Below are 22,278 nucleotides of genomic sequence, written 5' to 3' on the forward strand. Positions count from 1 at the left end.
CGGTAGATCCTAGGTGCGCGAGGTTTGCCGGGCCCGAGCGGTCACCGGGCGCGCGGCTAGCCTGAAGGGCATGCCTATTCGGGACGTGGTGAGCGCGGACGGAACGAACATCGTCTACCGGGTGAGCGGTCCGGCGTCTGCCCGCCCGCTGGTGCTGCTGCACGGCTGGTCGGCGAATCTGCGCTGCTGGGGCGCGGCCGCCGACGATCTGGCCGCGCGCTTCCGGGTGATCGCCGTCGACCTGCGCGGCCACGGTTACTCCGACGCGCCCGCGGCGGGATACGACGATCCGAAGAACTGGGCGGCCGACGTCGCGGCGGTGCTGTCGGCCGAGGGCATCGACTCCGGTGCGGTGCTGCTCGGCTGGTCCTACGGCGGAATCGTGCTGTCCGATTACCTGACCGTCTACGGCACGGACGCCGTCGCGGGTGTGGTCTACACCGGCTCGATGGCGAACATCGGTCCCGGCGTGCCGGGCGCGGCGACCGGCGACCGGATGCGGGAGGCGATACCGGGCGTCTTCGAGGAGAGCGCGGGGCGGGCCGTGCGCGCGTTCGGTGCGTTCGGCAACGCCAACACCGGTGCAGGCGCGGACAAGGGGCCGGACGCGCAGCGCCTGTTCGGAGCCAGCCTCGCCACCCCGCCCGCGGTGCGCAAAGCGCTGTTCTACCGGACCGTCGACAACACCGGGACCCTGCGCGGGCTGGACGTTCCGGTGCTGGTCCTGCACGGCACGGCCGACCAGGTCGTGCCGATCGAGAACGGCCGCTACATCGCGGACACCGCCCCGGACGCGCGGGTGTCGTTCTGGGAAGGCGCCCAGCACGGCCTGTTCATCGAGGATCGTGTCCGGTTCGTCACCGAGGTGAGCGCGTTCGCCGAGAGCCTGTGATCGGTGTCATGTCCGCCCTGTGATAGCTCTCACTTGCCGCGGATAGCGTGTCTGGGCCGGGGAACGCAACGTGCACTATGGATAGTGTGAGTCAGCGCCTGGACCTACGGCCGAACCGTATCGCCGTGTTATCGGTGCACACCTCACCACTCGCTCAGCCGGGCACCGGTGACGCGGGCGGCATGAACGTCTATGTCCTGCAAACGGCCGTCGAGCTGGCCCGGCGCGGCACCGAAGTGGAGATCTTCACTCGGGCCACCTCCTCGAACGTCCCGCCCGTCCAAGAGGCGGCGCCCGGCGTGCTGGTGCGCAACGTGGTGGCGGGTCCGTTCGAGGGACTGGACAAACACGATCTGCCCACCCAGCTGTGCCCTTTCACCGCGGAAGTGCTGCGTCAGGAGGCCCGGCATCTGCCCGGCCATTACGACCTGGTGCACTCGCACTACTGGCTGTCCGGCCAGGTCGGCTGGCTGGCCAGGGATCGGTGGCGGGTGCCGCTGGTACACACCGCGCATACGTTGGCGGCGGTGAAGAACGCCGCGCTCGCCGATGGCGACTGCCCCGAACCGGCGACCCGCGAGATCGGTGAGAAGCAGGTGATCGCCGAATCCGATCGGCTCGTCGCCAATACGGCCGAGGAGGCGCGCCAGCTCGTCGAGCTCTACGGCGCCGACCCCGAGCGCATCGACGTCGTGCCGCCGGGCGCCGATCTGACCCGCTACCGCCCGGGTGACAAGGCCGCCGCCCGCGCCGCGCTGGGGTTGGCCGCCGACGAGCAGATCGTCGCGTTCGTCGGCCGGATCCAGCCGCTGAAAGCGCCCGATGTGCTGGTGCGCGCGGCGGCGGAGGTGTTGCGCGCCGATCCGGAGCGCGCGCTGCGCGTGCTGATCGTCGGCGGTCCCTCCGGCACCGGACTGGAGCGGCCCCACGCGCTGATCGAGCTGGCAGCCGAATTGGGCATCGCCGAGCGGGTCAGCTTCCTGCCGCCGCAGCCGCCCGAGCGGCTGGTGCTGGTCTATCGCGCCGCCGACCTGGTCGCGGTGCCGAGTTACAACGAGTCCTTCGGCTTGGTCGCGATCGAGGCGCAGGCCAGCGGCACCCCGGTGCTGGCCGCCGACGTCGGCGGCCTCGGCACGGCGGTACGGCACGCCGAGTCGGGCCTGCTCGTCCCGGGGCACCGCACCGCCGACTGGGCGAATGCGCTGCGTCACCTGCTGAACGACCCCGGCGAGCTGCGCCGGATGAGCGAGCGAGCCGTCACGCACGCCGCCAATTTCTCCTGGGCGCACACCGCCGACGGGCTGCTGGCCAGCTACGCCGCAGCCCTGGCGGGTTTCCGCGAGGACCGGGTGGTGCTCGGCGGGCGCGGCCTGGCACACAGCGCGGTGCGCGAAGACGCGTACGACCGCGTCGCCGCCGACCGCACCAACCTGACCGGAGAACGGACGGCGGCCCTCCTCGGCGAGAGCAGCCAGGCCAGATCGCGGGCGCTGTGGCGGCGCCGGATGGGAGTACGCCGGTGAACGAGATCCAGTCGACCGCGCAGCTCATCGAGGAGACGCTGCGCGACAGGGAGATCGAGTACACCAGGCCGGGTGAGGAGACCTTCGTCGTCGTCCTGCCCGGTGAGCGCAAGCTCAAGACCACGGTGATGCTCACGGTGGGCAAGCACGGGGTCCGCGTCGAATCGTTCGTCTGCCGCAAGCCGGACGAGAACTTCGAAGGCGTCTACAAATTCCTGCTGCGCCGCAACCGCAGGCTCTACGCCGTCGCCTACACCCTCGACCGGGTCGGCGACATCTACCTGGTGGGCCGCCTCTCGGCACACGCTGTCACGTCCGACGAGCTGGACCGGGTGTTCGGGCAGATCCTCGAGGCGGTCGACGCCGACTTCAACGTGCTGCTGGAACTCGGCTTCGCCGAATCCATCCGGCGGGAATGGAAGTGGCGCGTTTCGCGCGGAGAGTCGTTGCAGAATCTGCGCGCCTTCGAGCATCTGGTCGATTCCGCCGACCAGCCCTGACCGATCGCCGGATCCAGCCCGGCGCCCCGGGTGACAATCGCAGGTGGCTCGGATCGGCGAAGGGACACGGCGTTGGCGATTCTCGCTCTGGACATCGGCGCGACGAAGTTCGCGGCCGGGGTGGTGCGCCGCGGTGCCGAGGTATGTGACGTGCGCAGGATCGACGTGCCGGACGCGGGCGTGTGGGACGCCTGTCGCGGACTGCTGCTCGAGGTGGCGGGGACGCAACGGGTCAGCGCCGTCGGCATCGGCGCCGCCGGGCCGGTGGACGTGCGCGCCGGTATCACCGGCCCGTTGAACATCCCGGAGTGGAAAGCGGGCTTCCCGGTCGTCGCCGCCGTACAGGAGCTGTTTCCCGCCGCCGCGATTCGCTTCGCCATCGACGGCGCCTGTCTGGCGCTGGCCGAACACCGCCTCGGTGCGTTGCGCGGGGTGGCCGACGCGCTGGCCATGACGGTGTCGTCGGGGATCGGCGGCGGGATCGTCTCGGACGGCAAGGTGCTGCTCGGGCGCACCGGCAATGCCGGGCACGTCGGGCACATCGTCGTGCCGGGTTGGGACACGCCGTGCGGCTGCGGCGGTCGCGGTTGCGTCGAGGCGGTGGCGAGCGGCATGTCCTCGGTGCGCTGGGCGCGGGAGCAGGGTTGGCCCGGGGCCACGGGAGCGCAACTGGCCGAGGCCGCGCACGCGGGCGACGCGATCGCCGTCGCCGCGCTGCACCGGGCGGGCACCGCGCTCGGCGCGGCGATTGCCTCGGCCGCCGCCCTGCTGGACATCGACCGCGTGGTGGTCGGCGGCGGCTTCGCGCAATCCGGTGCGCCGCTGTGGGATCCGCTGCGCACCGCGGTGGACGAGCACGCCGGGCTGAGATTCCTGCGTGAGCTGCGCGTGGAGCTGTCGCAGATCACCGCAGGCGCCACGCTGGCGGGCGCGGCCGTGCTCGCCGCGAACGAACCGGTCTGACGCCGCGCTTTCCGCGACGGCCGTGGCGGGAACCGATGCGACCCGGTCGAGCGCGCATGGGAGGATGACGGCATGACGTACTCCCTCGTGCTGCTGCGCCACGGCGAAAGCGAATGGAACGCCCTGAACCTGTTCACCGGCTGGGTGGATGTGCATCTGACCGACAAGGGCATCGCCGAGGGCAAGCGTGCCGGAGAGCTGATGGCCGAGCACGGCATCCTGCCGGACGTCGTCTACACCTCGCTGCTGCGCCGGGCGATCTCCACCGCGAACATCGCGCTGGACGCCGCCGACCGCCACTGGGTTCCGGTGATCCGGGACTGGCGGCTCAACGAGCGGCACTACGGTGAACTCCAGGGTAAGAACAAGGCGCAGATCCGGGAGAAGTACGGAGACGAGCAGTTCATGCTGTGGCGCCGCAGCTACGACACGCCGCCGCCGCCGATCGATCCGGCCAACGAGTACAGCCAGGAGGGTGATCCGCGCTACGCGGGCGTGGAGGTCCCCAAGACCGAGTGCCTGCTCGACGTGGTGAACCGGATGGTGCCCTACTGGGAGTCGGTGATCTCCAAGGACGTGCTGTCCGGCAAGACGGTGCTGATCGCCGCGCACGGCAACTCGTTGCGCGCCCTGGTGAAGCATCTCGACCAGATCTCCGACGAGGAGATCGCAGGCCTGAACATCCCCACCGGCATCCCGCTGGTCTACCACCTCGACGAGGACCTGCGCCCGGTGCGTCCGCGCGAGTACCTCGACCCGGAGGCGGCCGCCGCGGGCGCCGCCGCCGTCGCAGGCCAGGGCGGCAAATAACCGCGCACCACAGCGACCACGCGACGCGCTGTCACCCGCTCGGGTGGCAGCGCGTTCGTCTGTTCGCGAGCAGGTCCGCTGCCTTGCGACACGCCGGAGGATCGAGTGCCTGTCGGCGCGGCGGGCGGCTACCGTTCGACGGCGGATTAAGTTACCCACTGTTTTTACCGACAAGTAGGTAGGTACACTTCGGTCGTTCGACCAGCCGAGAGGTGGATCACGTTCGATGAAGTACGCGCTCCGGGCCACGGTGGCGGCGATAGCCGTCACGATGCTCGTTCCCTTCCTCGCCGACGCCGTCGAGCCGCCGACCGGCCCGGACGGCGGCGCCGCCGGAGCGGCATGGGCGGCCACCCAAGACGGACCACAGCAGTACCCGAACATCCACATCCAGTGGGACGTCCCCATCACGATGAGTGACGGAACCGTCCTGAAGGGCAACGTCTACCGTCCCGCGGACGCCTCCAGCCGGCCGATCGACCTCCCCACGCCGACGGTCGTCAACCTGACGCCCTACACCAAGCTGGTCTCGAATCTGGCCGACCACGCCCAGTCGATTCCCGGGCTGTCCGACGCGCTGATCGAGTTCTTCCGGCAGATCGACATGAGCGGCACCCCGCTGTCCGGCGTCACCGACCTGACCAAGGCGTTCGGCGGCGGCGAACTGCGCAACTTCACCGTCGACCGGCAGTTGATCAAGAGCGGCTACTCGCAGGTGGTCGTCGACGTGCGCGGCACCGGTTTCTCCCAGGGCGTCTGGGACATGCTGCGCGGGCGCGAACAGCAGGACACGCTCGAGGTGATCGACTGGGCGTCACGGCAGCCTTGGTCCAACGGGCGGATCGGCATGAACGGCATTTCCTACTCGGGGATCAACCAGGTGCAGGCCGCCCAGCAGCGCCCGCCCGCCTTGCGGGCGATCTTCCCGGTCGTGCCGGGCAGCGACCTGGTCAACGACGTGCTGGCGCCCGGCGGCGGATTCGGCTTCAACTTCATCCCGCTGTGGCTGACCGCCATCAACGGCCTCAAGCTCCTTCCCGACCTGGCGTCGGTGCTCAACGGGCAACTGGACACCAGGTGGCTGGCCGATCGCGCCCGAGATCCGTTGACCTTCATGGACGTGCTGCTCAACGCCTACACCACCGCGCGCATAGAGGACCTCGACCCGCGCGCGAAGGAACTGCTGACCGACGATTCCGGGCCGAGGCGGGACTGGCTGGGTGATCCGGGCGAGATCCGGACGCCGACCTTCGTGACCGGCGGTTGGCACGACCTGTTCACCTACTCGGAATCCAAGATCTACAACGAGATTCCGCTGCCGCCGGGCCACAAGCAATTGCTGATGGGCGACACCTATCACATCAACTCGGGCAACGAGTACGGCAAGCCGGGCCTGCCGCCGCGGCTGGACGTGTTGCAGCGCGCCTGGTTCGACAAGTGGCTCAAGGACATCGACAACGGCATCGACCAGTACGGTCCGATCACCCTGCGCCAGCAGGGCGGCGGCTGGATCACCACCGACTCGTTCGCCGCGTCCACCGGTGCGGAGGGTTCGCAGCAGGCGTCGCACCGCAGGATGTACCTGACCGCCGCGCCCAGCGGCACCGCCGACAGTCTCTACGACGGTTCGCTCAGCCCCGAGGGCACCGGCGAGCCCGCGCGCCTGACCGTGGCGCCCGGCCTGACCAGCCTGTGCTCCAACGACGCCGCCCAAGCCACCGCGGGCGCGCTGTCGGTCATCGACGGCTGTGCGAAGGACTCCAGGATTCAGGAGTCGAACGGGCTGACCTTCACCAGCGCGCCGGTCGCCGAGCCTACTTCGATCTCCGGACGGATCGCGGTGCGGCTCAACACCGTGCAGGATGCCGCCGACGGCTACTGGGTGGTCACGGTGAACGACGTTGCGCCGGACGGGCAGTCCAGCGTGCTGTCGTCGGGGCAGCTGATGGCGTCGTTGCGGGCGATCGATGAGGCGAACAGCAGCAAGTCCGCCAACGGCGATTACACCGACCCGCGGCCGTTCACCTCGTTGGAGCAGCGGCAGATGACGGTCCCCGGCGAAGTGACCACGCTGGACATCGCGCTGCCCGCCACGGAGGCGCTCCTGCAGCCGGGTCACCGTCTGCGCGTCGACGTGTACGCGGGCAACTTCCCCAAGGGCCTGCCGATCATGCCGATGCTGATCGACACCGGCCTGCGGCCACAGCATCTGGACCTGGATCCCGACCGTCCGAGTTTCGTCAACATCCCGGTCCGCGGGAATCCGGGCTGGTAGAGCTGGGGCGCGGTCCGAGCGTGCACCCGTCGCGCATCATGTTTCACGCTGCGGGGTATGGGCGAGGGTGCACGCTTCGATCGGCGTGTTCGAACCAGGTGAAAAAAATTTCGGCGCGTGTGTCGATCTCCGAGTTCCCCCGTTCGACCTATGGGTGAGAGGGTCCAGAGAGGGACCCGAACAGTCAGGGAGACAACCATGAAGTACATGCTCATCATGCGCGCTACCGACGAGGCCTTCGCGGGGATGGCGAACACCGACTTCGAGCAGATGCTCGACACCGTGGGCAAGTTCAACGACGAGCTGATCCGGGCGGGCGTGCTGCTGGCCGCGGAGGGGTTGGAAGACGCCGCCGAGGGCGTGGTCGTCGACTACTCCTCCGAGACTCCCGTCGTCACCGACGGCCCTTACGGCGAGACGAAGGAGCTGTTCGGCGGCTTCTACATCCTCAACGTGGCGTCGAAGGAAGAAGCGATCGAGTGGGCGAAGCGGATGCCGATGACCGGCCCGGGGTTCAAGACCGAGATCCGCCGGGTCCCGACGATCGATGAGTTCCCGCAGGACAACGAGTGGATCCAGAAAGAGCGGGCGTGGCGCGAGGCCACCGGCCAGCTCTGAGCGGATCGAGGGGCGATGGCCGACCACACCGGCCGCGCAGCCGTCGCCGCGGTCTGGCGGATCGAGTCCGCGCGGATCGTCGGAGCGCTCGCGCGGTATACCGGCGATTTCGCGCTGGCCGAAGACCTGGCGCAGGAGGCGCTGGCCGAGGCGCTCGTGACGTGGCCGCGTGACGGTGTGCCACGCAACCCGGCGGGGTGGTTGCTCACCGTCGGCCGCCGTCGCGCGATCGACGCGTTCCGTCGGCGCTCCGCCCTCGACGAGAGGTACGCCGCGCTCGCCCGGGATCTGGGCGAGGGCGGCGCCGTCTCGGGCGGCTCGCCGGCCGATCCGGCCCGGGACGCCGAGGATGTGCTGTGGGACCCGGACCGGATCGATGACGACCTGCTCGCGCTGATGTTCATCTCCTGTCATCCCGTATTGTCGCGGGAGGCGCGAGTCGCGCTCACCTTGCGAGTGATCGGCGGTCTGACCAGCGACGAGATCGCCAAGGCGTTCCTCGTTCCGGCTGCCACCGTGCAGGCTCGGATCACCCGGGCGAAGAAGACCCTCGCGGCGGCCCGGGTGCCGTTCGAGCTGCCATCGGCCGGGGAGCGGACCAAGCGCCTGGGCTCGGTGCTCAGCGTGGTCTACCTGATCTTCACCGAAGGATCTTCGGCCAGCTCGGGGGCGGATCTGATCCGGCTCGGCCTCGCGAGCGGGGCACTGCGCCTGGCGCGGGTGCTCACCCGGCTGGTGCCGGACGAGCCCGAGGTCCACGGCCTGCTGGCGCTGCTCGAGCTGACCGCGGCGCGCTTCCCCGCCCGCATCGGGCCGGACGGCGAGCCAGTGCTCTTGGAGCACCAGGACCGCCGCCGCTGGGACCGCTCGGCGATTCGCCGGGGACAAGCCGCCCTGGCCCGGGCCGAGCGGGTCGGCCGGGGCCTGGGCGCCTACGGCTTGCAGGCGGCGATCGCCGAGTGCCATGCCATCGCGGCATCGGTGGACGCGACGAACTGGGAGCGGATCGTGCTCCTCTACGAGGCGCTCGGCCGGCTCGCGCCGTCGCCGGTGGTCGACCTCAACCGCGCGGTGGCGGTCTCCATGGCCCAGGGACCCGCCGCGGCGCTGCCGATCGTGGACAGGTTGGCAGCCGCCGAAACGCTGGCGCATTCGCATCTGCTGCCCAGTGTTCGCGGGGAACTGCTCGTCCGGCTGGGACGCACGCAGGAGGCGCGCATCGAACTGGAGCGTGCCAGCGGGTTGTGCGGCAACCAGCGCGAACGGGCGGTGCTCGCGCGTAAGCTCGCCGATCTCGGCTCGGTAGATCCCGCTTGACCCGTGCGGCCTGTCAGTCGGCGACGGCGAACGCGGCCTCCAACGGCGGGAACATCGCGCGGGCATCGTGTCCGGCGAACCAGAGGCCGACAGTGAATACCGACAGGGCCTCTAGGTACCGGGCCCGGTGCAGTCCGCCTGCGGGGATCGCCCGCAAGCCGAGGTCTCCGGCCAGCGAGGCGACCGCCGCCACGGCGGCCGCGTCGTCGCCGCAGATCGGCACTGCCAAACGGCGATCGTCGAAGACGCGCGCCTTCGCCTCCCATACCTCGGCGGCACACAGGTTGAACGCCTTCACCACGTGCGCCCCGGGCGCCTGCGCCGCGATCGCCTCCGCGACAGCGTCTTGCGCGAGCACGAACGCGGTGGCTCCCTCGGGCGCCGCCGTATCGGGGGCGAAGGCGTTGGTGCAATCGACGACCGTGCGGCCGGCCAGCGGCTCCGCGACGGCGCGCAGCACCTCCGGCAACGCCGGGACGGGTAACGCGAGCAGCACGACATCGCCGAAAACCGCGGCGTCGTAGATCGTTCCGGCCCGCCCCCCGATCGCGGCCGCCAGTTCCGCCGCCGCTGCGGGGGACCGTGCGCCGACGAGCACTTCGTGACCCGCCGCACTCCAGCCGCCGGCGAGTGCCCGCGCCATCGCGCCTGCTCCGATGATTCCGATTCGCATCCCAACTCCTGACTCGAAAAGTGTTCCGAGACGACGCTAGGAATTCCGATACGCACCCGGAGGTGCGCGACGGCACTGGCAAGCTGGAACAGTGAGCGCGGCACCGAGCGAACCGGTCAGCGCCGAGCGAGTGGAATTCGCGCCCTACGGCGACTACGAATCCGACTGCCCGGCCCGGATGGGTGTGGACATCTTCGGCAACTCCTGGTTGCCGGTGATCGTCTATATGCTGCGCGAAGGACCGATGCGTCCCGGCGAGCTGCGCGCGGCCATCGGCGGAATCAGCCAGAAGATGCTGACGCAGACCCTGCGGCGGATGGAGCGGATGACGCTGGTGCGCCGTCACCGTTACGCGGAGGCCCCGCCGCGGGTCGAATACGAACTGACCGCCGCGGGCGCGGACCTGCTCGTCCCGATCTACGCACTCGGCGACTGGGTGGACAAGCACGGCCACGCCGTGAACGAGGCGGTCGCCGGAGCCGACGACGAAGCGGACTGACTGGCCGGCGAATACGCTGGGATACGCCACTTCGAACAGTGCGTAAACATGCGGCTAACGGGGCCGGAAGGGCCTATGACCTGCGCGAAACTTCAAGTACCCGGCGTCGGCCGACCGGTCGGCGACCGTACGATTCAAGTGTGAGTGTTCCCCAGGCCGTGCTGCTGGCCATCTTGGCGGCTGTCGTCGGCCTGGCAGTCGGCGGGCTATTGATCCCGTATGTGAATGCCAGGCAGGCCGCGCGCAGGCAGGCCGAGTCCGGTCTCACCATGTCCCAAGTCCTCGACCTGATCGTGCTCGCCTCCGAGAGCGGTATCGCGGTGGTCGACGAGTACCGCGACGTCGTGCTGGTCAACCCGCGCGCGGAGGAACTCGGACTGGTCCGCAACCGCCTGCTCGACGAGCGCGCCTGGGCCGCAGTGGAGAAAGTGCTGGCCACCGGCGAATCCGCCGAGTTCGACCTGACCGCGAAGAACCCGGTCCCCGGCCGCGGCCGCATCGCCGTGCGCGGCGTCGCCAGGCAACTGTCGCGCGAAGAGACCACCTTCACCGTGCTGTTCGCCGACGACGATTCCGAACAGGCCCGCATGGAGGCCACCCGGCGCGACTTCGTCGCCAACGTCAGCCACGAGCTCAAGACCCCGGTCGGCGCGATGAGCCTCCTGGCCGAAGCTTTGCTGGAATCCGCCGAGGACCCGGAGGCCGTGCGACACTTCGGTCAGCGCGTGCTCGGTGAATCCCGCCGCCTCGGCAAGATGGTGACCGAACTCATCGCGCTCTCCCGCCTGCAGGGCGCGGAGAAACTGCCCGAACTCGAGGTGGTGGACGTGGACACGGTGGTGATGCAGGCGGTCGATCGGTCCCGCACCGCCGCCGAGGCCGCCGGGATCACGGTCAGCACCGACCGCCCCAGCGGGCTGGAGGTGCTCGGCGACGAGACCTTGCTGGTCACCGCCCTTTCCAATCTGGTGGAGAACGCGATCGCCTACTCGCCGGCCGGTTCGCACGTATCGGTGAGCCGCTCGCTGCGCGGCGATCACGTGGCGATGGCGGTCACCGACCGAGGCATCGGCATCGCCAAGGAAGACCAGGAGCGAGTGTTCGAGCGATTCTTCCGGTCCGACAAGGCGCGGTCTCGCGCCACCGGCGGCACCGGGCTGGGCTTGGCTATCGTCAAACACGTGGCCGCCAACCACAACGGGGAAATCACCCTGTGGAGCAAGTTGGGCACCGGATCGACATTCACCTTGCGCATACCCGCCCACCACGAAGCAGGCGCGGACGAAGACCACGACGGCGCCGTGGTGAGCACGAAAGAAACAAGCCCGCGTCCCACCGGACCGGGCCGACCGAATGGTGTGGAGGCACGCAGATGACGAGTGTTCTGATCGTCGAGGATGAGGAGTCGCTGGCCGATCCGCTCGCGTTCCTGCTGCGCAAGGAGGGTTTCGAGGTCACCGTGGTCGGTGACGGGCCGTCCGCGCTCGCCGAGTTCGACCGGTCCGGGGCGGACATCGTCCTGCTCGATCTCATGCTGCCCGGCATGAGCGGCACCGACGTGTGCAAGCAGTTGCGCACCCGCAGCGGTGTGCCGGTGATCATGGTCACCGCGCGCGACAGCGAGATCGACAAAGTGGTCGGCCTCGAACTGGGCGCCGACGACTACGTCACCAAGCCGTATTCCGCTCGTGAGCTCATCGCGCGCATCCGCGCCGTGCTGCGCCGCGGGGCGGGCGACGAGCTGGAGGGATCCAACGAGAGCGGCGTCCTGGAAGCAGGCCCGGTCCGGATGGACGTCGACCGGCACACCGTGATGGTGAACGGTAAGCCGGTCACGTTGCCGCTCAAGGAATTCGACCTGCTCGAATACCTGCTGCGCAATTCCGGGCGGGTGCTCACCCGCGGTCAGCTGATCGACCGGGTGTGGGGCGCGGACTACGTCGGTGACACCAAGACCCTGGACGTGCACGTCAAGCGGCTGCGCTCGAAGATCGAGGCGGACCCGGCCAAGCCGGAACACCTGGTCACCGTGCGCGGCTTGGGCTACAAACTCGAAGCATAGAGAGCGAACTCATCCGGTTCGGCCGAAAACCCATGTGCTCACGAAACGGAACCTCCGTCTTCGTGAGCACATGGGTAACTCACCGGGTATGCCCAGAACACGAGTGGCATCGCGACGCGGGATCTGAACGCGAATCCCGCGAGACCTGACCATTACGGCCTGAAGACCCGGCGAGGCGGGGTGGTCAGGGGAAGTAGATCCAGGTGGTGCCGAGCGGGGTCTCGGTCTTCTGCAGGGTGATCCAGCCGAGGTCGTCTTCCTGCATGCAGTCGTAGAGGTCCGCGGTGTTGGTGCCACGGCAGGCGATGGTGTGCGAGGTGCCGTACGGGCTCGCGATCAGGAGCTTGCCCGCGGCCTTGGCATTGATCGCGGCGGGGTCGGTGGCCGCCACGAACTCCGAGGTGAAGTCGTAGAACTTGTGCGGGTCGCCGTTCGGCTCCGCGTGGGCTACTCCGGTCAGCGAGAGGGCGGCACCCAGAGCGATGGTCGCCACGGTGAGAACTTTCTTGGACATAACGGCACATCAAACCCGATCCGGGTGAAGCTCGCATGGCGACGGGGTGAACCCCGCGCTGGATCACACGGCGCGCGGCGACCATACCGAGCGCTCGTTCGGCAAACGATCGCGATCAGGGGAGCGGATCCACGCAGTCCCGCATCCGCTCGGCGTGCACCGTCGCCGGATGAACGGCGATCAGCCCGAGGCCCTCGCGGCGTTTGCAGTGCCGGGCCAGCTCGGCGTAGGCGGGCGCGCCGATCAGCTCGGTGAGCTCCGGAGCGTAGGACTGCCAGACCGGCTTCGCGCCGACGTGGGCGTCGGGGGAGCCGGAGCAGTACCAGTCCAGGTCGGCGCCGCCGGGTCCCCAACCGCGGCGGTCGTATTCGGTGATCACGGTCCGCAGGATCTGCACCCCGTCGGGCCGGTCGACCCAGTCCTGGGTGCGGCGGATCGGCAGCTGCCAGCACACGTCCGGCTTGACCTCCAGCGGCTCGATGCCGCGCCGCAGCGCCATGCTGTGCAGCGCGCACCCGATGCCGCCCGCGAAGCCGGGACGGTTGAGGAAGATGCACGCGCCCTCGAACCGGCGTGTGCGCAGCGCGGGCTCGTCGTCGAGCTCGTCGAGTTCCAGATAGCCGCTCTTGGTGACCTTGCCCTGCGCGTTGGCGGCTTCGGGCAGCAACTGCCAGTCCTGCGGTGTGAGCAGTTTCACAGCGCGGCCCAGGCGTTTGCGGTCGTCGTCGTCGGCGAGGAACGCGCCGTGCGAGCAGCAGCCGTCATCCGGCCGGTCGGAGAGGATGCCCTGACAGGCGGGCGTGCCGAACACGCACGTCCAGCTCGACAGCAGCCAGGTGAGGTCCGCGACGATCAAATGCTCGTCGTTTGCCGGATCGACGAACTCGATCCACTCACGGGGAAAGTCGGGGTCGACCTCGGGGGCCGGGTCGATCTTCCCCGCTGGTCGGGGCCGGGTCGGGCTGCTCGGGGATGCGCCTACCGTCACGAAATAGGACGCTAACAGTTCAGTCGCCTGGGCTGAAGTGCCGCACCACCCAGTACCGTGTTCATGTGCGGCTTGGGGTACTCGATGTCGGAAGCAATACCGTTCACCTGCTCGTGGTGGACGCGCATCGTGGCGGTCATCCCCTGCCGATGAGCTCGACGAAGGCCACCTTGCGGCTCGCGGAGAACATCGACGAGGCGGGCTGCATCACCGAGGCGGGCGCGCAGCGGCTGATCGACACCGTCGCCGAATTCGCCAGCATCGCCGAGACCTCCAAGTGCGTCGAGCTGATGCCGTTCGCCACCTCCGCGCTGCGCGAGGCGGCCAACTCCGAAGAGGTCCTCGGCCGGGTGCGCGCGGCGACCGGCGTCGAGCTGCGAGTGCTGTCCGGCGTCGACGAGGCGCGGCTGACCTTCCTCGCGGTGCGCCGTTGGTACGGCTGGAGCGCCGGGCGCATTCTCGATCTGGACATCGGCGGCGGCTCCTTGGAGATGACCAACGGCGGCGACGAGGAGCCTGATGTCGCGTTGTCCTTGCAGCTGGGCGCGGGCCGGTTGACCAGGGAATGGCTGCGGGAGGATCCGCCGGGCAAGCGCCGGGTGGCCGTGCTGCGCGACTGGCTCGACGCCGAGTTGGTGGTCCCGGCGAAGAAGCTGATCGAACCGGGCAAGCCCGATCTGGCCGTCGGCACGTCGAAGACGTTCCGCTCCCTGGCCCGGCTCACCGGAGCGGCGCCGTCCGCGGCGGGTCCGCGGGTGCGTCGTACACTCACGAGCTCGGCTCTGCGCCAGCTGATCGCGTTCATCTCGCGGATGACGGCGTCGGACCGTGCAGAATTGGAAGGCGTAAGTTCCGATCGGTCACAACAATTGGTGGCCGGCGCATTGGTCGCGGAGGCGAGTATGCGGGCACTTTCGCTGGATTCCTTGGAGATTTGTCCGTGGGCGCTGCGTGAAGGGCTCATCCTGCGCAAACTGGATACCGATATGAATGGTGGACCCGAAGCAACGTACTCAGCGGGCTCGGCGGCCGGAGACGGCCGACCGGCGTCCGACGGTGGCGCGCCGCTGCCGGGCTCGATCGGGACGGTGTCGTCATGAGCGAGGACTCCAAACAGCTGTCGGTCGCGGAACTGCTGGCGCGTAACGGCCAGCAGGGCGCCTCGTCGGGTGGTGGCAGACGCCGCCGCGGTGGCCGGGGCATCTCCGTCGCGGAACTGACCGGTGACCTGCCGGTCATCCGGGAGGGCGGTCATTCCGCGCACGCCGCGCCCGAGTCGGGCGCCCAGGAGCAGGCCTACGCGCCGCCCTCGTTCGAACCGTCCGCGCCCGAGCCGGTTTCCCACCCCCCGGAGCCGCAGCCGGACCCGTCGTCGTATTCGCCCATGTCGGGCCCGATTTCGATGTACGACCCGCTGGCCGGTTACGCGCAGCCCGACTCGCCACAGGCCGATCCGCCGCCGGGGCGATCCAGCCGCGTCATGCCCGGCCGGGAGATGCCCTCGTCGCGGCACAGCACGTCGTTCGATCCGCTCTCGCCGGATACCCCCGTATCCGATCTGTTCTCAGCCGCCCCCGGCCCGTACGTCCCCGATCCGCCGGGCGGCGTGCCCGAGACGTCCCCGCGTTCGGGTCGCAGGCGCAGGCGTGAGGAACCGGACGAATCGGCCACCGAGGTACGGTCCTGGCAAGAGACGCCGTCCGAGTCGTTCGGCCTGGCCGCGCCGCCCGACCGGGGCGTCGCCGAACCGGGCTTCGGCGGCTACGCCGAACCCGGCGAGCCAGATTTCGGCCGGGCGCCTCTTCCCGAGCGCAATGGCGCCGGGGGCGGGCGCGCGGCCCGGCGCAGGGCGGCGGAAGCCGCGGAAGCGGCCGAGGACCTCGGTCCGTCCACCGCGGCGTGGTCTCCGTCCACCGGCGGCTTCGCCCCCGAATCGGAACCGCTACCCCTCCCGCCGCCGCCGGATCCGCGACCGAAGCCAGGTAGACCGGTTCCGCCCGAGCCGCAGCCGGAGGGGCAGCGCAGACCGAGTCGGCGCAACGGCGCGGGGGAGAACGGTCTCCCGGCCTGGTCGGCCCGGCGGCACAAGCCGCAAGCCGATCCGCCGCCGGCATCCGCCGGCATCCCCACCGCCGCCTGGTCGCTGGCCAGCCAGGACCAGCAGCTGATCTCCGGCCAGACGGTCGCGGGCGACCTGCTGCGCGACGGGGTCGACCGGGCCGAGCGCGGCGCCGCGGAACGCGGCAGGCGCAATGGGCGCGGTGGGCGTGCCGCCGTCGACCCCGCGGAGATGGACGGCGTCACCGACGTCTACGAGCCGATCACGGTGGACGAAGACGACGAGGACGACATCGCCGACGAGCCTCGCGCCGCCCGGACCACCTCGCCGCGCCGGTCCAGGGCGGCGAAGAAGGCGGAGTACGACGCCAATCGCCGCCAGTGGATGATCCTCGGCGGTCAGAGCACCGGCGCCGCCGTCGCGGGCATGTTGCTGTTCAAGGGCTTCGAGCGCATGTGGGAGATGCTTCCCTGGGTGGCGCTGGCTCTGGCGATGATCGTGATTCTCGGCTTGGTGGCGCTCGTGCGGATTCTGCGCAGGACCGACGACATCCTCAGTACCGTGATCGCCGTGGTCGTCGGCATCTTCGTCACGCTGGGCCCGCTAGCCTTTCTTCTCAGTACGAACTGAGTAGGGAGCCGTCGTGGGGAATATCGGACAGGCGAACGAGACCGGGGTGCGGCCCGCGCCCGAGGCGGGGTCGCGCACGGGCGCCGGTTCACCGGGTGACCTCGAAGGCGCGTCCCGGCCGAAGCCGATCCAGGTCGGCCTGTCGACCGCCTCGGTATACCCGCAGAACACGGAGGCCGCGTTCCGATATGCCGCCGAGCTCGGGTACGACGGCGTCGAATTGATGGTCTGGGCCGAGCCCGCCAGCCAGAGCATCGCCACCGCGCAGGCCTACTCCCGCGAATACGGTGTCCCCGTGCTCGCCGTGCACGCGCCGTGCCTGTTGATCTCGCAGCGGGTGTGGGGCTCGGACCCGGTGGCCAAACTCGAGCGCAGTGTGCACACGGCCGAGGCGCTCGGTGCGAGCACGGTCGTCGTGCACCCGCCGTTCCGCTGGCAGCGCCGCTACGCGGCGGGGTTCGCAGCGCAGGTGGCCGAGCTGGAAGAGAACAGCCCGGTGATCGTCGCGGTGGAGAACATGTTCCCGATGCGCGCGGACACGCTGTTCGGCCGACGTGAGGGCGCGGTGAAACGGCTGGAGCGGCGCGGTGGCCCGGGGCCGGCGCTCACCGCGTTCAGCCCCTCCTACGACCCGACCGATACCGGGTTCCGTCACTACACCCTGGACCTGTCGCACACCGCGACCGCCGGAACCGATCCGTTGGCCTTGGCGGCCCGCATGGGTCCGGGTCTGGCTCACCTGCACTTGGCCGACGGCCGGGGCGCCGCACACGACGAACATCTCGTTCCCGGCGAGGGCACGCAACCGTGCGTGGAGGTGTGTGAGAGCTTGGTCCGCACCGGCTTCTCCGGCCAAGTCGTCGCCGAGATCAACACCCAGAACGCGCGCACCACCAAGGAGCGGGCCGCCATGTTGCACCGCACCCTGGCCTTCGCCCGCGCGCATCTGACTGCCGCGCCCACACCCACCGGCGCGCGACGTGGGTCGCCCGAACCGCCGGTGTGACGCTCGTCGCTACCCCCGCACGGAGAGATGCGGTGCGGCCCGCGCCTCGTTGTACGCTGTACGAACGCCGCTCGGCAACAGTGCGGGCTACGACGCCGCGAACGACGCCATCGGGTGCGGTCGACGGAGGACAGGAGTGAGGATGACGACGGAGCTGACGGCCGACTTCGGCCCGGTGGCCACGACCGACGCGCCGTTCAGCCAGGTGTGCGCGCTGACCGAGGCGCCACCGGCCACGCCGGGGACCGGGCGCTATCTCGGCGTCATCGACGACATCTGGACCATCGGCCCGAAGGTCCACGGCGGGACGATGGTCGCGGCCAGCGCCGCGGCAGCCGCCAATTGGCTGCGCGCGTCCGATCCCGCCCTGGTGGACATGGCCCCGATCGCCGCCAGCTCCGATTTCCTCGGCGCCCCCAATCCCGGCGAGGTCGAATACGAGGTGCGCGTCCGCAAGATCGGCCGCCAGATCTGCCTGGCCGACGCCGACCTCGTCCAAGACGGCCGCGTCCTGGTGCGTACGGCGCTGACGTTCAGCCGCCTCGACGACACCGACCCGATCTACGCGCCGGAGCATGCCGACATGCCCGCCCAGCCGCCTGCCGACGCGATCGGCTACGAGCCCGGTTCGCCGATGGGCGAGATCGTGCACGTGGGCCAGGGCGCGGAGATCTATCTCGACCGCGAGTGGGCGCGGTTCCTCCAAGGCGCGAAGGGCGAACCGCGCCTGCGGCTGTGGATGCGCCCACGCCAGGGTGACGAGCAGGATCCCGAGGTCGCGATGTACTTCGCCATGATGAGCGCCGACATGAGCCCGCCGGTGCCGACCAACCTGGGCCATTTCGGCTGGGCCCCCACCGTGCAGATGACCACCTACTTGCGTCGCAGGCCCGCGCCGGGCTGGCTCCGGATCATCGCCACCACGCACGAGGTGGGCAAGCGCATGTTCGACGAAGATCAACTGGTCCTCGACTCGACCGGTGCGGTCGTCGCGCAGAGTCGTCAGCTGGCGCTCGTTCCCCAGCGTTGAGTCTCCGCGCGCGCCGTCTAGCCTTGAGCCCCATGACGAGAATTGCGGTGATCGGTGGCGGGCGCATCGGGGAGGCCTTGGTCGCGGGGTTGCTGGAGTCCGGGCGGCTGACCAAGGACTTGGTCGTCGTCGAGACCCATCGGGAGCGGGCCCATCAGATCGCTGATCGCTTCGGTATCCGGGTCACCGACGATGTGGCCGATGCCGCCGTCGGCGCGGATTTGCTGGTGATCGCGGTGAAACCGAGCGATGTGGACGCGGTACTCGCCCCGCTGGGCAAGGCGGAGATCGGCAGTGATCGCGATCAGGTGCTGGTCTCGCTCGCGGCCGGTGTGCCGACCGCGCGGCTGGAGGGCAAGTTGCCCGCCGGTTTCCCGGTGGTGCGGGTCATGCCGAACACGCCGATGTTGGTCGGGCAGGGGATGAGTGTCATCGCGCCGGGTCGATACGCGCGCGAGCAGCATCTGGAACTGGTGACCGAGGTGCTCGGCGCGGTCGGCAAGGTCGTCGCGGTGGCGGAGAGCCAGATGGACGCGGTCACCGCGGTGTCCGGTTCGGGGCCCGCCTACTTCTTCCTGGTCGTCGAGGCCATGGTGGACGCGGGCGTCGGGCTCGGGCTCACCAGGGACGTGGCCACTCAGCTCGTCGTGCAGACCATGGTCGGTTCGGCCGCTCTCCTGGACGGCTCCAGCCAGTCCGCCGCGGAACTGCGCGCCGCGGTCACCTCGCCCGCGGGCACGACGGCGGCCGCCATCCGCGAACTCGAGCGCGGAGGACTACGCTCGGCATTCCTGGAGGCCCTTTTCGCGGCCAAGCAAAGGTCGGCCGAACAAGGCGCATCAGCGGAGTGACCGGTCTGTTTAAATTCGGAAAACCCGATTTCTCACACCCGTCGCAGTAACACCACTGGTCCCGCTAAGCTTCAAGGAGCACGTGCGTGTCTGTTCCGCCGGTGGGGAAGCCGGCGGCGCGGACGTGCCGGAGGTCAATGGTGCAATGATGTCTGCGAACAAGATGTCTGCGAATTCCGGAGCGTCCGGCGGCTCCGGTCCCGCGGGCGGTCGGGGGAACGCCCGTCCACAGCGTGAGGCCGCGACGCAGGGGCAACCCGTGCTCGGCGGCGGCACCCAGTTTCTCACCGTCGCCGAAGTGGCGAGTCTGATGCGGGTGTCCAAGATGACGGTCTACCGGCTCGTGCACTCGGGCGAGTTGCCCGCCGTGCGCGTCGGCCGATCGTTCCGGGTACATGCCAAGGCGGTACACGACTATCTGGAAACGTCCTATTTCGACGCCGGATGAGGCGGTTTCGGGACCGGCCGGGCGTGCCGGTACGATAGCTCCTCGGTTCGTGTTCGCCCGCCGGTGGCATCGCTGTTGGTTGCCTCGTGGTATCCGGCGGCGCGAACACGGGGCGTGAGGCTTGCCGAGCGACCCTGGCCCCCGTGGGCCGGGGTCCCGGCGGACGGGCGTCCGGCAATCGCGCACGGGCAGCGTGCGCGCCGAGTAGAGAGAACGCGAGGACAACCCTATGGGTTCTGTGATCAAGAAGCGCCGCAAGCGCATGTCGAAGAAGAAGCACCGCAAGCTGCTTCGCCGTACGCGTGTCCAGCGGCGCAAACTCGGCAAGTAAGGCATCGCTGCGTGATAGCTGCGGGGGCCCGTCACCAATAGGTGACGGGCCTTTTCGTTTGAAATTTCAAATTTTGGAATTATCATTTGTATCGCGTGACTGAAGTCATCGTTAGATCCTGGTTAATACTCTCGGTGGGCGGGTAACGACCCGCTACGCTAGGTGCTGGGAATAATCACAACGGCGACTGGCAGAGGAAGCGGGTGCCGGTGGGTTCTGAGGGTCGGGAAGGACACACACCGAAGGTCGTGCTGGTCACCGGGGCCAGCCGGTTCTTCGGTGGCACGGTCGTCGCCCGGCTCGCCCAGGACGCCGGGATCGAACGCATTCTCGCGGTCGACACGATGACGCCCGGCCGAGAGCTGCAGCGGCGCATGGGCCGCGCCGAGTTCGTGCGCGCGGACATCCGAAACCCGTTGATCCGTAAGGTGATCGATGGTGGCGAGGTGGACACCGTCGTGCACACCGCCTTGCTGACGCGCCCGCCCGCGGGCGGCGGGCGCGCGGTCATGAAGGATCACAACGTCCTCGGCGCGATGCAGCTGTTCGCGGTGTGCCAGAAGGCGTCTTCGGTGCGCCGGGTGGTGCTGCGCTCGTCCTCGGCGGTGTACGGTTGCAGTGCGAAGGATCCTGCGAAATTCAGCGAGGAAATGAGCGCGCGCACACCGCCGCGAGGCGAGTTTGCGCGCGACATGATCGATATAGAGGGTTATGTTCGCGGGCTCGCCCGCCGACGCCCCGATATCGCCACGTCAATTCTGCGATTCGCTCCGATCGTGGGCCCGCGGCTGGCCGCCCGCGGCGTGCAATACTTGCGTTCGCCGGTGACACCTACCGTATTCGGCCGGGACGCCAGGATGCAGCTGCTGCACGAGGAGGACGCGGTGGCCGCGCTGACGCTCGCGGCGCGCACCGCGGCGAGCGGGACGTACAACATCGCGGGTGACGGCTCGCTGTCGTTATCGCAGGCGGTCCGGCGGGCGGGCCGGATCGAGCTGCCGGTGCCCTTCACGGTGTTCCGCACGGCGGGTCGCTTGCTCATGGGCCCGGTGATGCGGGAGTTCTCCGCCGAACAGCTCGACTATTTCCACTTCGGTTGTGGCCTGGACACCACGCGCATGCGGACCGAACTCGGGTTCGTGCCGCGCTGGACGACGGTGCAGGCGTTCGACGACTTCATAGGGGGCGCAGCGTTGCGGCCCGTGGTCGATCCAGCGTGGATCGACGCCGCAGAACACAAACTGCTCGGCCTGCTCGGGGCCGGTACGGGAGCACACCAATGAACGACGTAGCGAAAGTCATCCAACTCCACGATCTTCAGATCGAGACTCGTCAGCGGCCGGCGCCACGGCGCCTGGCCGCTCCGAGCCCGGTGACATCGCTGAGCGAGCGGCGAGCGGCGGCGGTGCCTCCCGCGCCCGAGTCGCTGTCGGGAATGCTGCGTGGCGCGCTCGGCAAGCAGATCACCAAGACCGCTGATTTCGCCCGGCGCAGGCTCACCGGCGACTATCAGGTCGACGAGTTCGGCTTCGACGAGCACCTGCTCGAATCGGTCATCCTGCCCGCCCTGCGGCCGCTGGCGGACCTGTGGTTCCGGGTGGAGGTCAGCGGGATGGACAATCTCCCGGAGGCCGGTGGCGCGCTGATCGTGGCCAATCACGCGGGCACCATCCCGCTCGACGGCCTGATGCTGCAGCTGGCCGTGCACGACCGGCATCCCAAGCAGCGCGCGTTGCGCCTGCTCGCGGCCGATCTGATCTTCGAGACGCCGGTGCTCGGTGTGCTGGCGCGCCGGGCGGGCCACACCCTGGCCTGCCGGGAGGACGCCGAACGGCTGCTGCGCTCCGGCGAGCTGACCGGTGTGTTTCCGGAAGGGTTCAAGGGCGTCGGCAAGCAGTACTCCGATCGCTACAAGCTGCAGCGCTTCGGCCGGGGCGGCTTCGTGGCCGCGGCGGTGCGCACCGGCGTGCCGATCATCCCCTGCTCCATCGTCGGCTCCGAGGAGATCTACCCGAAGCTGGCCGATCTCAAGCCGCTGGCCCGGCTGCTCGGCCTCCCGTACTTCCCGGTGACGCCGCTGTTCCCGCACCTCGGCGTGCTCGGCGCGGTGCCGCTGCCATCCAAGTGGTACATCGAATTCGGCACCCCCGTCTCGACCACGCCGTACGAGCCGGAAGCCGCCGACGACCCGATGACCATGTTCGAGGTCACCGACCAGGTACGCGAGACCATCCAGCAGACGCTCTACAAGCTGCTCACCAAGCGCCGCAACGTCTTCACGGGGTAAAG

General features: G+C 69.3%; 23 protein-coding genes. 20 read left to right on the plus strand and 3 right to left on the minus strand.

Going from position 1 to position 22,278, the window contains the following annotated elements; translation table 11 throughout:
• Positions 1-70 precede the first annotated feature (70 nt).
• The 8 genes from M8859_RS08705 to M8859_RS08740 all read left to right on the plus strand — a co-directional run bounded on the left by M8859_RS08705 (position 71) and on the right by M8859_RS08740 (position 8,898).
• Positions 71-892 (plus strand): alpha/beta fold hydrolase, encoded by an 822-nt coding sequence (locus M8859_RS08705; protein ID WP_159921508.1) that lies wholly within the window; start codon positions 71-73, stop codon positions 890-892.
• Positions 893-969: 77 nt separating this feature from the next.
• A complete protein-coding gene (gene mshA / locus M8859_RS08710; protein WP_159921506.1) occupies positions 970-2,415 on the plus strand; it encodes a D-inositol-3-phosphate glycosyltransferase in 1,446 nt (481 codons plus the stop codon).
• Positions 2,416-2,420: 5 nt separating this feature from the next.
• Positions 2,421-2,915 carry a type III secretion system chaperone family protein gene (locus tag M8859_RS08715; RefSeq protein WP_159921762.1) on the plus strand — a complete coding sequence of 165 codons (495 nt, stop codon included), beginning with the start codon at positions 2,421-2,423 and terminating at the stop codon, positions 2,913-2,915.
• 72 nt (positions 2,916-2,987) lie between these two features.
• A complete protein-coding gene (locus tag M8859_RS08720) occupies positions 2,988-3,878 on the plus strand; it encodes an ROK family protein (protein WP_195069609.1) in 891 nt (296 codons plus the stop codon).
• 72 nt (positions 3,879-3,950) lie between these two features.
• Positions 3,951-4,688, plus strand: coding sequence for a phosphoglyceromutase (locus tag M8859_RS08725; protein WP_159921502.1), 738 nt, complete (start codon positions 3,951-3,953; stop codon positions 4,686-4,688).
• Positions 4,689-4,914: 226 nt separating this feature from the next.
• Positions 4,915-6,963, plus strand: coding sequence for a CocE/NonD family hydrolase (locus M8859_RS08730; RefSeq protein ID WP_195069608.1), 2,049 nt, complete (start codon positions 4,915-4,917; stop codon positions 6,961-6,963).
• 198 nt (positions 6,964-7,161) lie between these two features.
• A complete protein-coding gene (locus M8859_RS08735; protein ID WP_159921498.1) occupies positions 7,162-7,581 on the plus strand; it encodes a YciI family protein in 420 nt (139 codons plus the stop codon).
• A 15-nt stretch (positions 7,582-7,596) separates the two neighbouring features.
• On the plus strand, positions 7,597-8,898 hold the full coding sequence (locus tag M8859_RS08740; RefSeq protein ID WP_159921496.1) for an RNA polymerase sigma factor: 1,302 nt from the start codon (positions 7,597-7,599) through the stop codon (positions 8,896-8,898).
• A 13-nt stretch (positions 8,899-8,911) separates the two neighbouring features.
• On the opposite strand, the gene M8859_RS08745 is transcribed toward M8859_RS08740, so the two are convergent.
• Positions 8,912-9,571, minus strand: coding sequence for an NADPH-dependent F420 reductase (locus M8859_RS08745; protein WP_159921494.1), 660 nt, complete (start codon positions 9,569-9,571; stop codon positions 8,912-8,914).
• Positions 9,572-9,662: 91 nt separating this feature from the next.
• On the opposite strand from M8859_RS08745, the gene M8859_RS08750 reads away from it, so the two are divergent.
• From M8859_RS08750 to M8859_RS08760, 3 genes are all read left to right on the plus strand, one after another.
• Positions 9,663-10,070 (plus strand): winged helix-turn-helix transcriptional regulator, encoded by a 408-nt coding sequence (locus M8859_RS08750; protein WP_195069606.1) that lies wholly within the window; start codon positions 9,663-9,665, stop codon positions 10,068-10,070.
• Between the two features lie 140 nt (positions 10,071-10,210).
• Positions 10,211-11,446, plus strand: a complete 1,236-nt coding sequence (locus M8859_RS08755) for a sensor histidine kinase (RefSeq protein WP_159921492.1) — start codon at positions 10,211-10,213, stop codon at positions 11,444-11,446.
• Complete coding sequence (locus tag M8859_RS08760; RefSeq protein ID WP_039802162.1) at positions 11,443-12,132, plus strand: winged helix-turn-helix domain-containing protein; 690 nt, start codon at positions 11,443-11,445, stop codon at positions 12,130-12,132. Before M8859_RS08755 ends, M8859_RS08760 begins: the two co-directional genes overlap by 4 nt.
• A gap of 184 nt (positions 12,133-12,316) precedes the next feature.
• Here M8859_RS08760 and M8859_RS08765 read toward each other — a convergent pair whose 3' ends face one another.
• Positions 12,317-12,646 carry a hypothetical protein gene (locus M8859_RS08765; protein WP_159921490.1) on the minus strand — a complete coding sequence of 110 codons (330 nt, stop codon included), beginning with the start codon at positions 12,644-12,646 and terminating at the stop codon, positions 12,317-12,319.
• Between the two features lie 115 nt (positions 12,647-12,761).
• Positions 12,762-13,634 (minus strand): DUF3109 family protein, encoded by an 873-nt coding sequence (locus M8859_RS08770; RefSeq protein ID WP_223519059.1) that lies wholly within the window; start codon positions 13,632-13,634, stop codon positions 12,762-12,764.
• A 65-nt stretch (positions 13,635-13,699) separates the two neighbouring features.
• Between M8859_RS08770 and M8859_RS08775 the strand changes: the two genes are divergently transcribed.
• From M8859_RS08775 to M8859_RS08815, 9 genes are all read left to right on the plus strand, one after another.
• Positions 13,700-14,734 carry a Ppx/GppA family phosphatase gene (locus M8859_RS08775; RefSeq protein ID WP_159921488.1) on the plus strand — a complete coding sequence of 345 codons (1,035 nt, stop codon included), beginning with the start codon at positions 13,700-13,702 and terminating at the stop codon, positions 14,732-14,734.
• On the plus strand, positions 14,731-16,323 hold the full coding sequence (locus M8859_RS08780; protein WP_195069781.1) for an Rv0497 family membrane protein: 1,593 nt from the start codon (positions 14,731-14,733) through the stop codon (positions 16,321-16,323). The genes M8859_RS08775 and M8859_RS08780 overlap by 4 nt, the downstream gene beginning before the upstream one ends.
• A gap of 127 nt (positions 16,324-16,450) precedes the next feature.
• On the plus strand, positions 16,451-17,329 hold the full coding sequence (locus tag M8859_RS08785; RefSeq protein ID WP_195069758.1) for a sugar phosphate isomerase/epimerase family protein: 879 nt from the start codon (positions 16,451-16,453) through the stop codon (positions 17,327-17,329).
• A gap of 142 nt (positions 17,330-17,471) precedes the next feature.
• The gene (locus M8859_RS08790; protein ID WP_159921486.1) at positions 17,472-18,359 is read left to right on the plus strand and encodes a thioesterase family protein; all 888 of its coding nucleotides are present in this window, start codon (positions 17,472-17,474) and stop codon (positions 18,357-18,359) included.
• A gap of 32 nt (positions 18,360-18,391) precedes the next feature.
• Entirely contained in the window at positions 18,392-19,210 is an 819-nt protein-coding gene (gene proC, locus M8859_RS08795) for a pyrroline-5-carboxylate reductase (RefSeq protein ID WP_159921484.1), read from the plus strand.
• Positions 19,211-19,373: 163 nt separating this feature from the next.
• Entirely contained in the window at positions 19,374-19,658 is a 285-nt protein-coding gene (locus tag M8859_RS08800; protein WP_223519053.1) for a helix-turn-helix domain-containing protein, read from the plus strand.
• 229 nt (positions 19,659-19,887) lie between these two features.
• Positions 19,888-19,989, plus strand: a complete 102-nt coding sequence (locus M8859_RS08805; protein WP_003402602.1) for a 30S ribosomal protein bS22 — start codon at positions 19,888-19,890, stop codon at positions 19,987-19,989.
• A gap of 209 nt (positions 19,990-20,198) precedes the next feature.
• The gene (locus M8859_RS08810; protein ID WP_236565313.1) at positions 20,199-21,272 is read left to right on the plus strand and encodes an NAD-dependent epimerase/dehydratase family protein; all 1,074 of its coding nucleotides are present in this window, start codon (positions 20,199-20,201) and stop codon (positions 21,270-21,272) included.
• The gene (locus tag M8859_RS08815) at positions 21,269-22,276 is read left to right on the plus strand and encodes a lysophospholipid acyltransferase family protein (protein WP_159921482.1); all 1,008 of its coding nucleotides are present in this window, start codon (positions 21,269-21,271) and stop codon (positions 22,274-22,276) included. Before M8859_RS08810 ends, M8859_RS08815 begins: the two co-directional genes overlap by 4 nt.
• The last annotated feature ends 2 nt before the right edge of the window (positions 22,277-22,278 follow it).

The organism is Nocardia sputi (genome assembly GCF_023501985.1).

Excerpts from the sequence above, each read along its gene's own strand:
- M8859_RS08740 (WP_159921496.1), top strand. The coding sequence starts at position 7,597 with ATGGCCGACCACACCGGCCGCGCAGCCGTCGCCGCGGTCTGGCGGATC.
- proC (WP_159921484.1), top strand. The coding sequence starts at position 18,392 with ATGACGAGAATTGCGGTGATCGGTGGCGGGCGCATCGGGGAGGCCTTG.
- M8859_RS08805 (WP_003402602.1), top strand. The coding sequence starts at position 19,888 with ATGGGTTCTGTGATCAAGAAGCGCCGCAAGCGCATGTCGAAGAAGAAG.
- M8859_RS08790 (WP_159921486.1), top strand. The coding sequence starts at position 17,472 with ATGACGACGGAGCTGACGGCCGACTTCGGCCCGGTGGCCACGACCGAC.
- M8859_RS08725 (WP_159921502.1), top strand. The coding sequence starts at position 3,951 with ATGACGTACTCCCTCGTGCTGCTGCGCCACGGCGAAAGCGAATGGAAC.
- M8859_RS08780 (WP_195069781.1), top strand. The coding sequence starts at position 14,731 with ATGAGCGAGGACTCCAAACAGCTGTCGGTCGCGGAACTGCTGGCGCGT.
- M8859_RS08760 (WP_039802162.1), top strand. The coding sequence starts at position 11,443 with ATGACGAGTGTTCTGATCGTCGAGGATGAGGAGTCGCTGGCCGATCCG.
- M8859_RS08815 (WP_159921482.1), top strand. The coding sequence starts at position 21,269 with ATGAACGACGTAGCGAAAGTCATCCAACTCCACGATCTTCAGATCGAG.
- mshA (WP_159921506.1), top strand. The coding sequence starts at position 970 with ATGGATAGTGTGAGTCAGCGCCTGGACCTACGGCCGAACCGTATCGCC.
- M8859_RS08735 (WP_159921498.1), top strand. The coding sequence starts at position 7,162 with ATGAAGTACATGCTCATCATGCGCGCTACCGACGAGGCCTTCGCGGGG.
- M8859_RS08765 (WP_159921490.1), bottom strand. The coding sequence starts at position 12,646 with ATGTCCAAGAAAGTTCTCACCGTGGCGACCATCGCTCTGGGTGCCGCC.
- M8859_RS08745 (WP_159921494.1), bottom strand. The coding sequence starts at position 9,571 with ATGCGAATCGGAATCATCGGAGCAGGCGCGATGGCGCGGGCACTCGCC.
- M8859_RS08800 (WP_223519053.1), top strand. The coding sequence starts at position 19,374 with ATGTCTGCGAATTCCGGAGCGTCCGGCGGCTCCGGTCCCGCGGGCGGT.
- M8859_RS08730 (WP_195069608.1), top strand. The coding sequence starts at position 4,915 with ATGAAGTACGCGCTCCGGGCCACGGTGGCGGCGATAGCCGTCACGATG.
- M8859_RS08705 (WP_159921508.1), top strand. The coding sequence starts at position 71 with ATGCCTATTCGGGACGTGGTGAGCGCGGACGGAACGAACATCGTCTAC.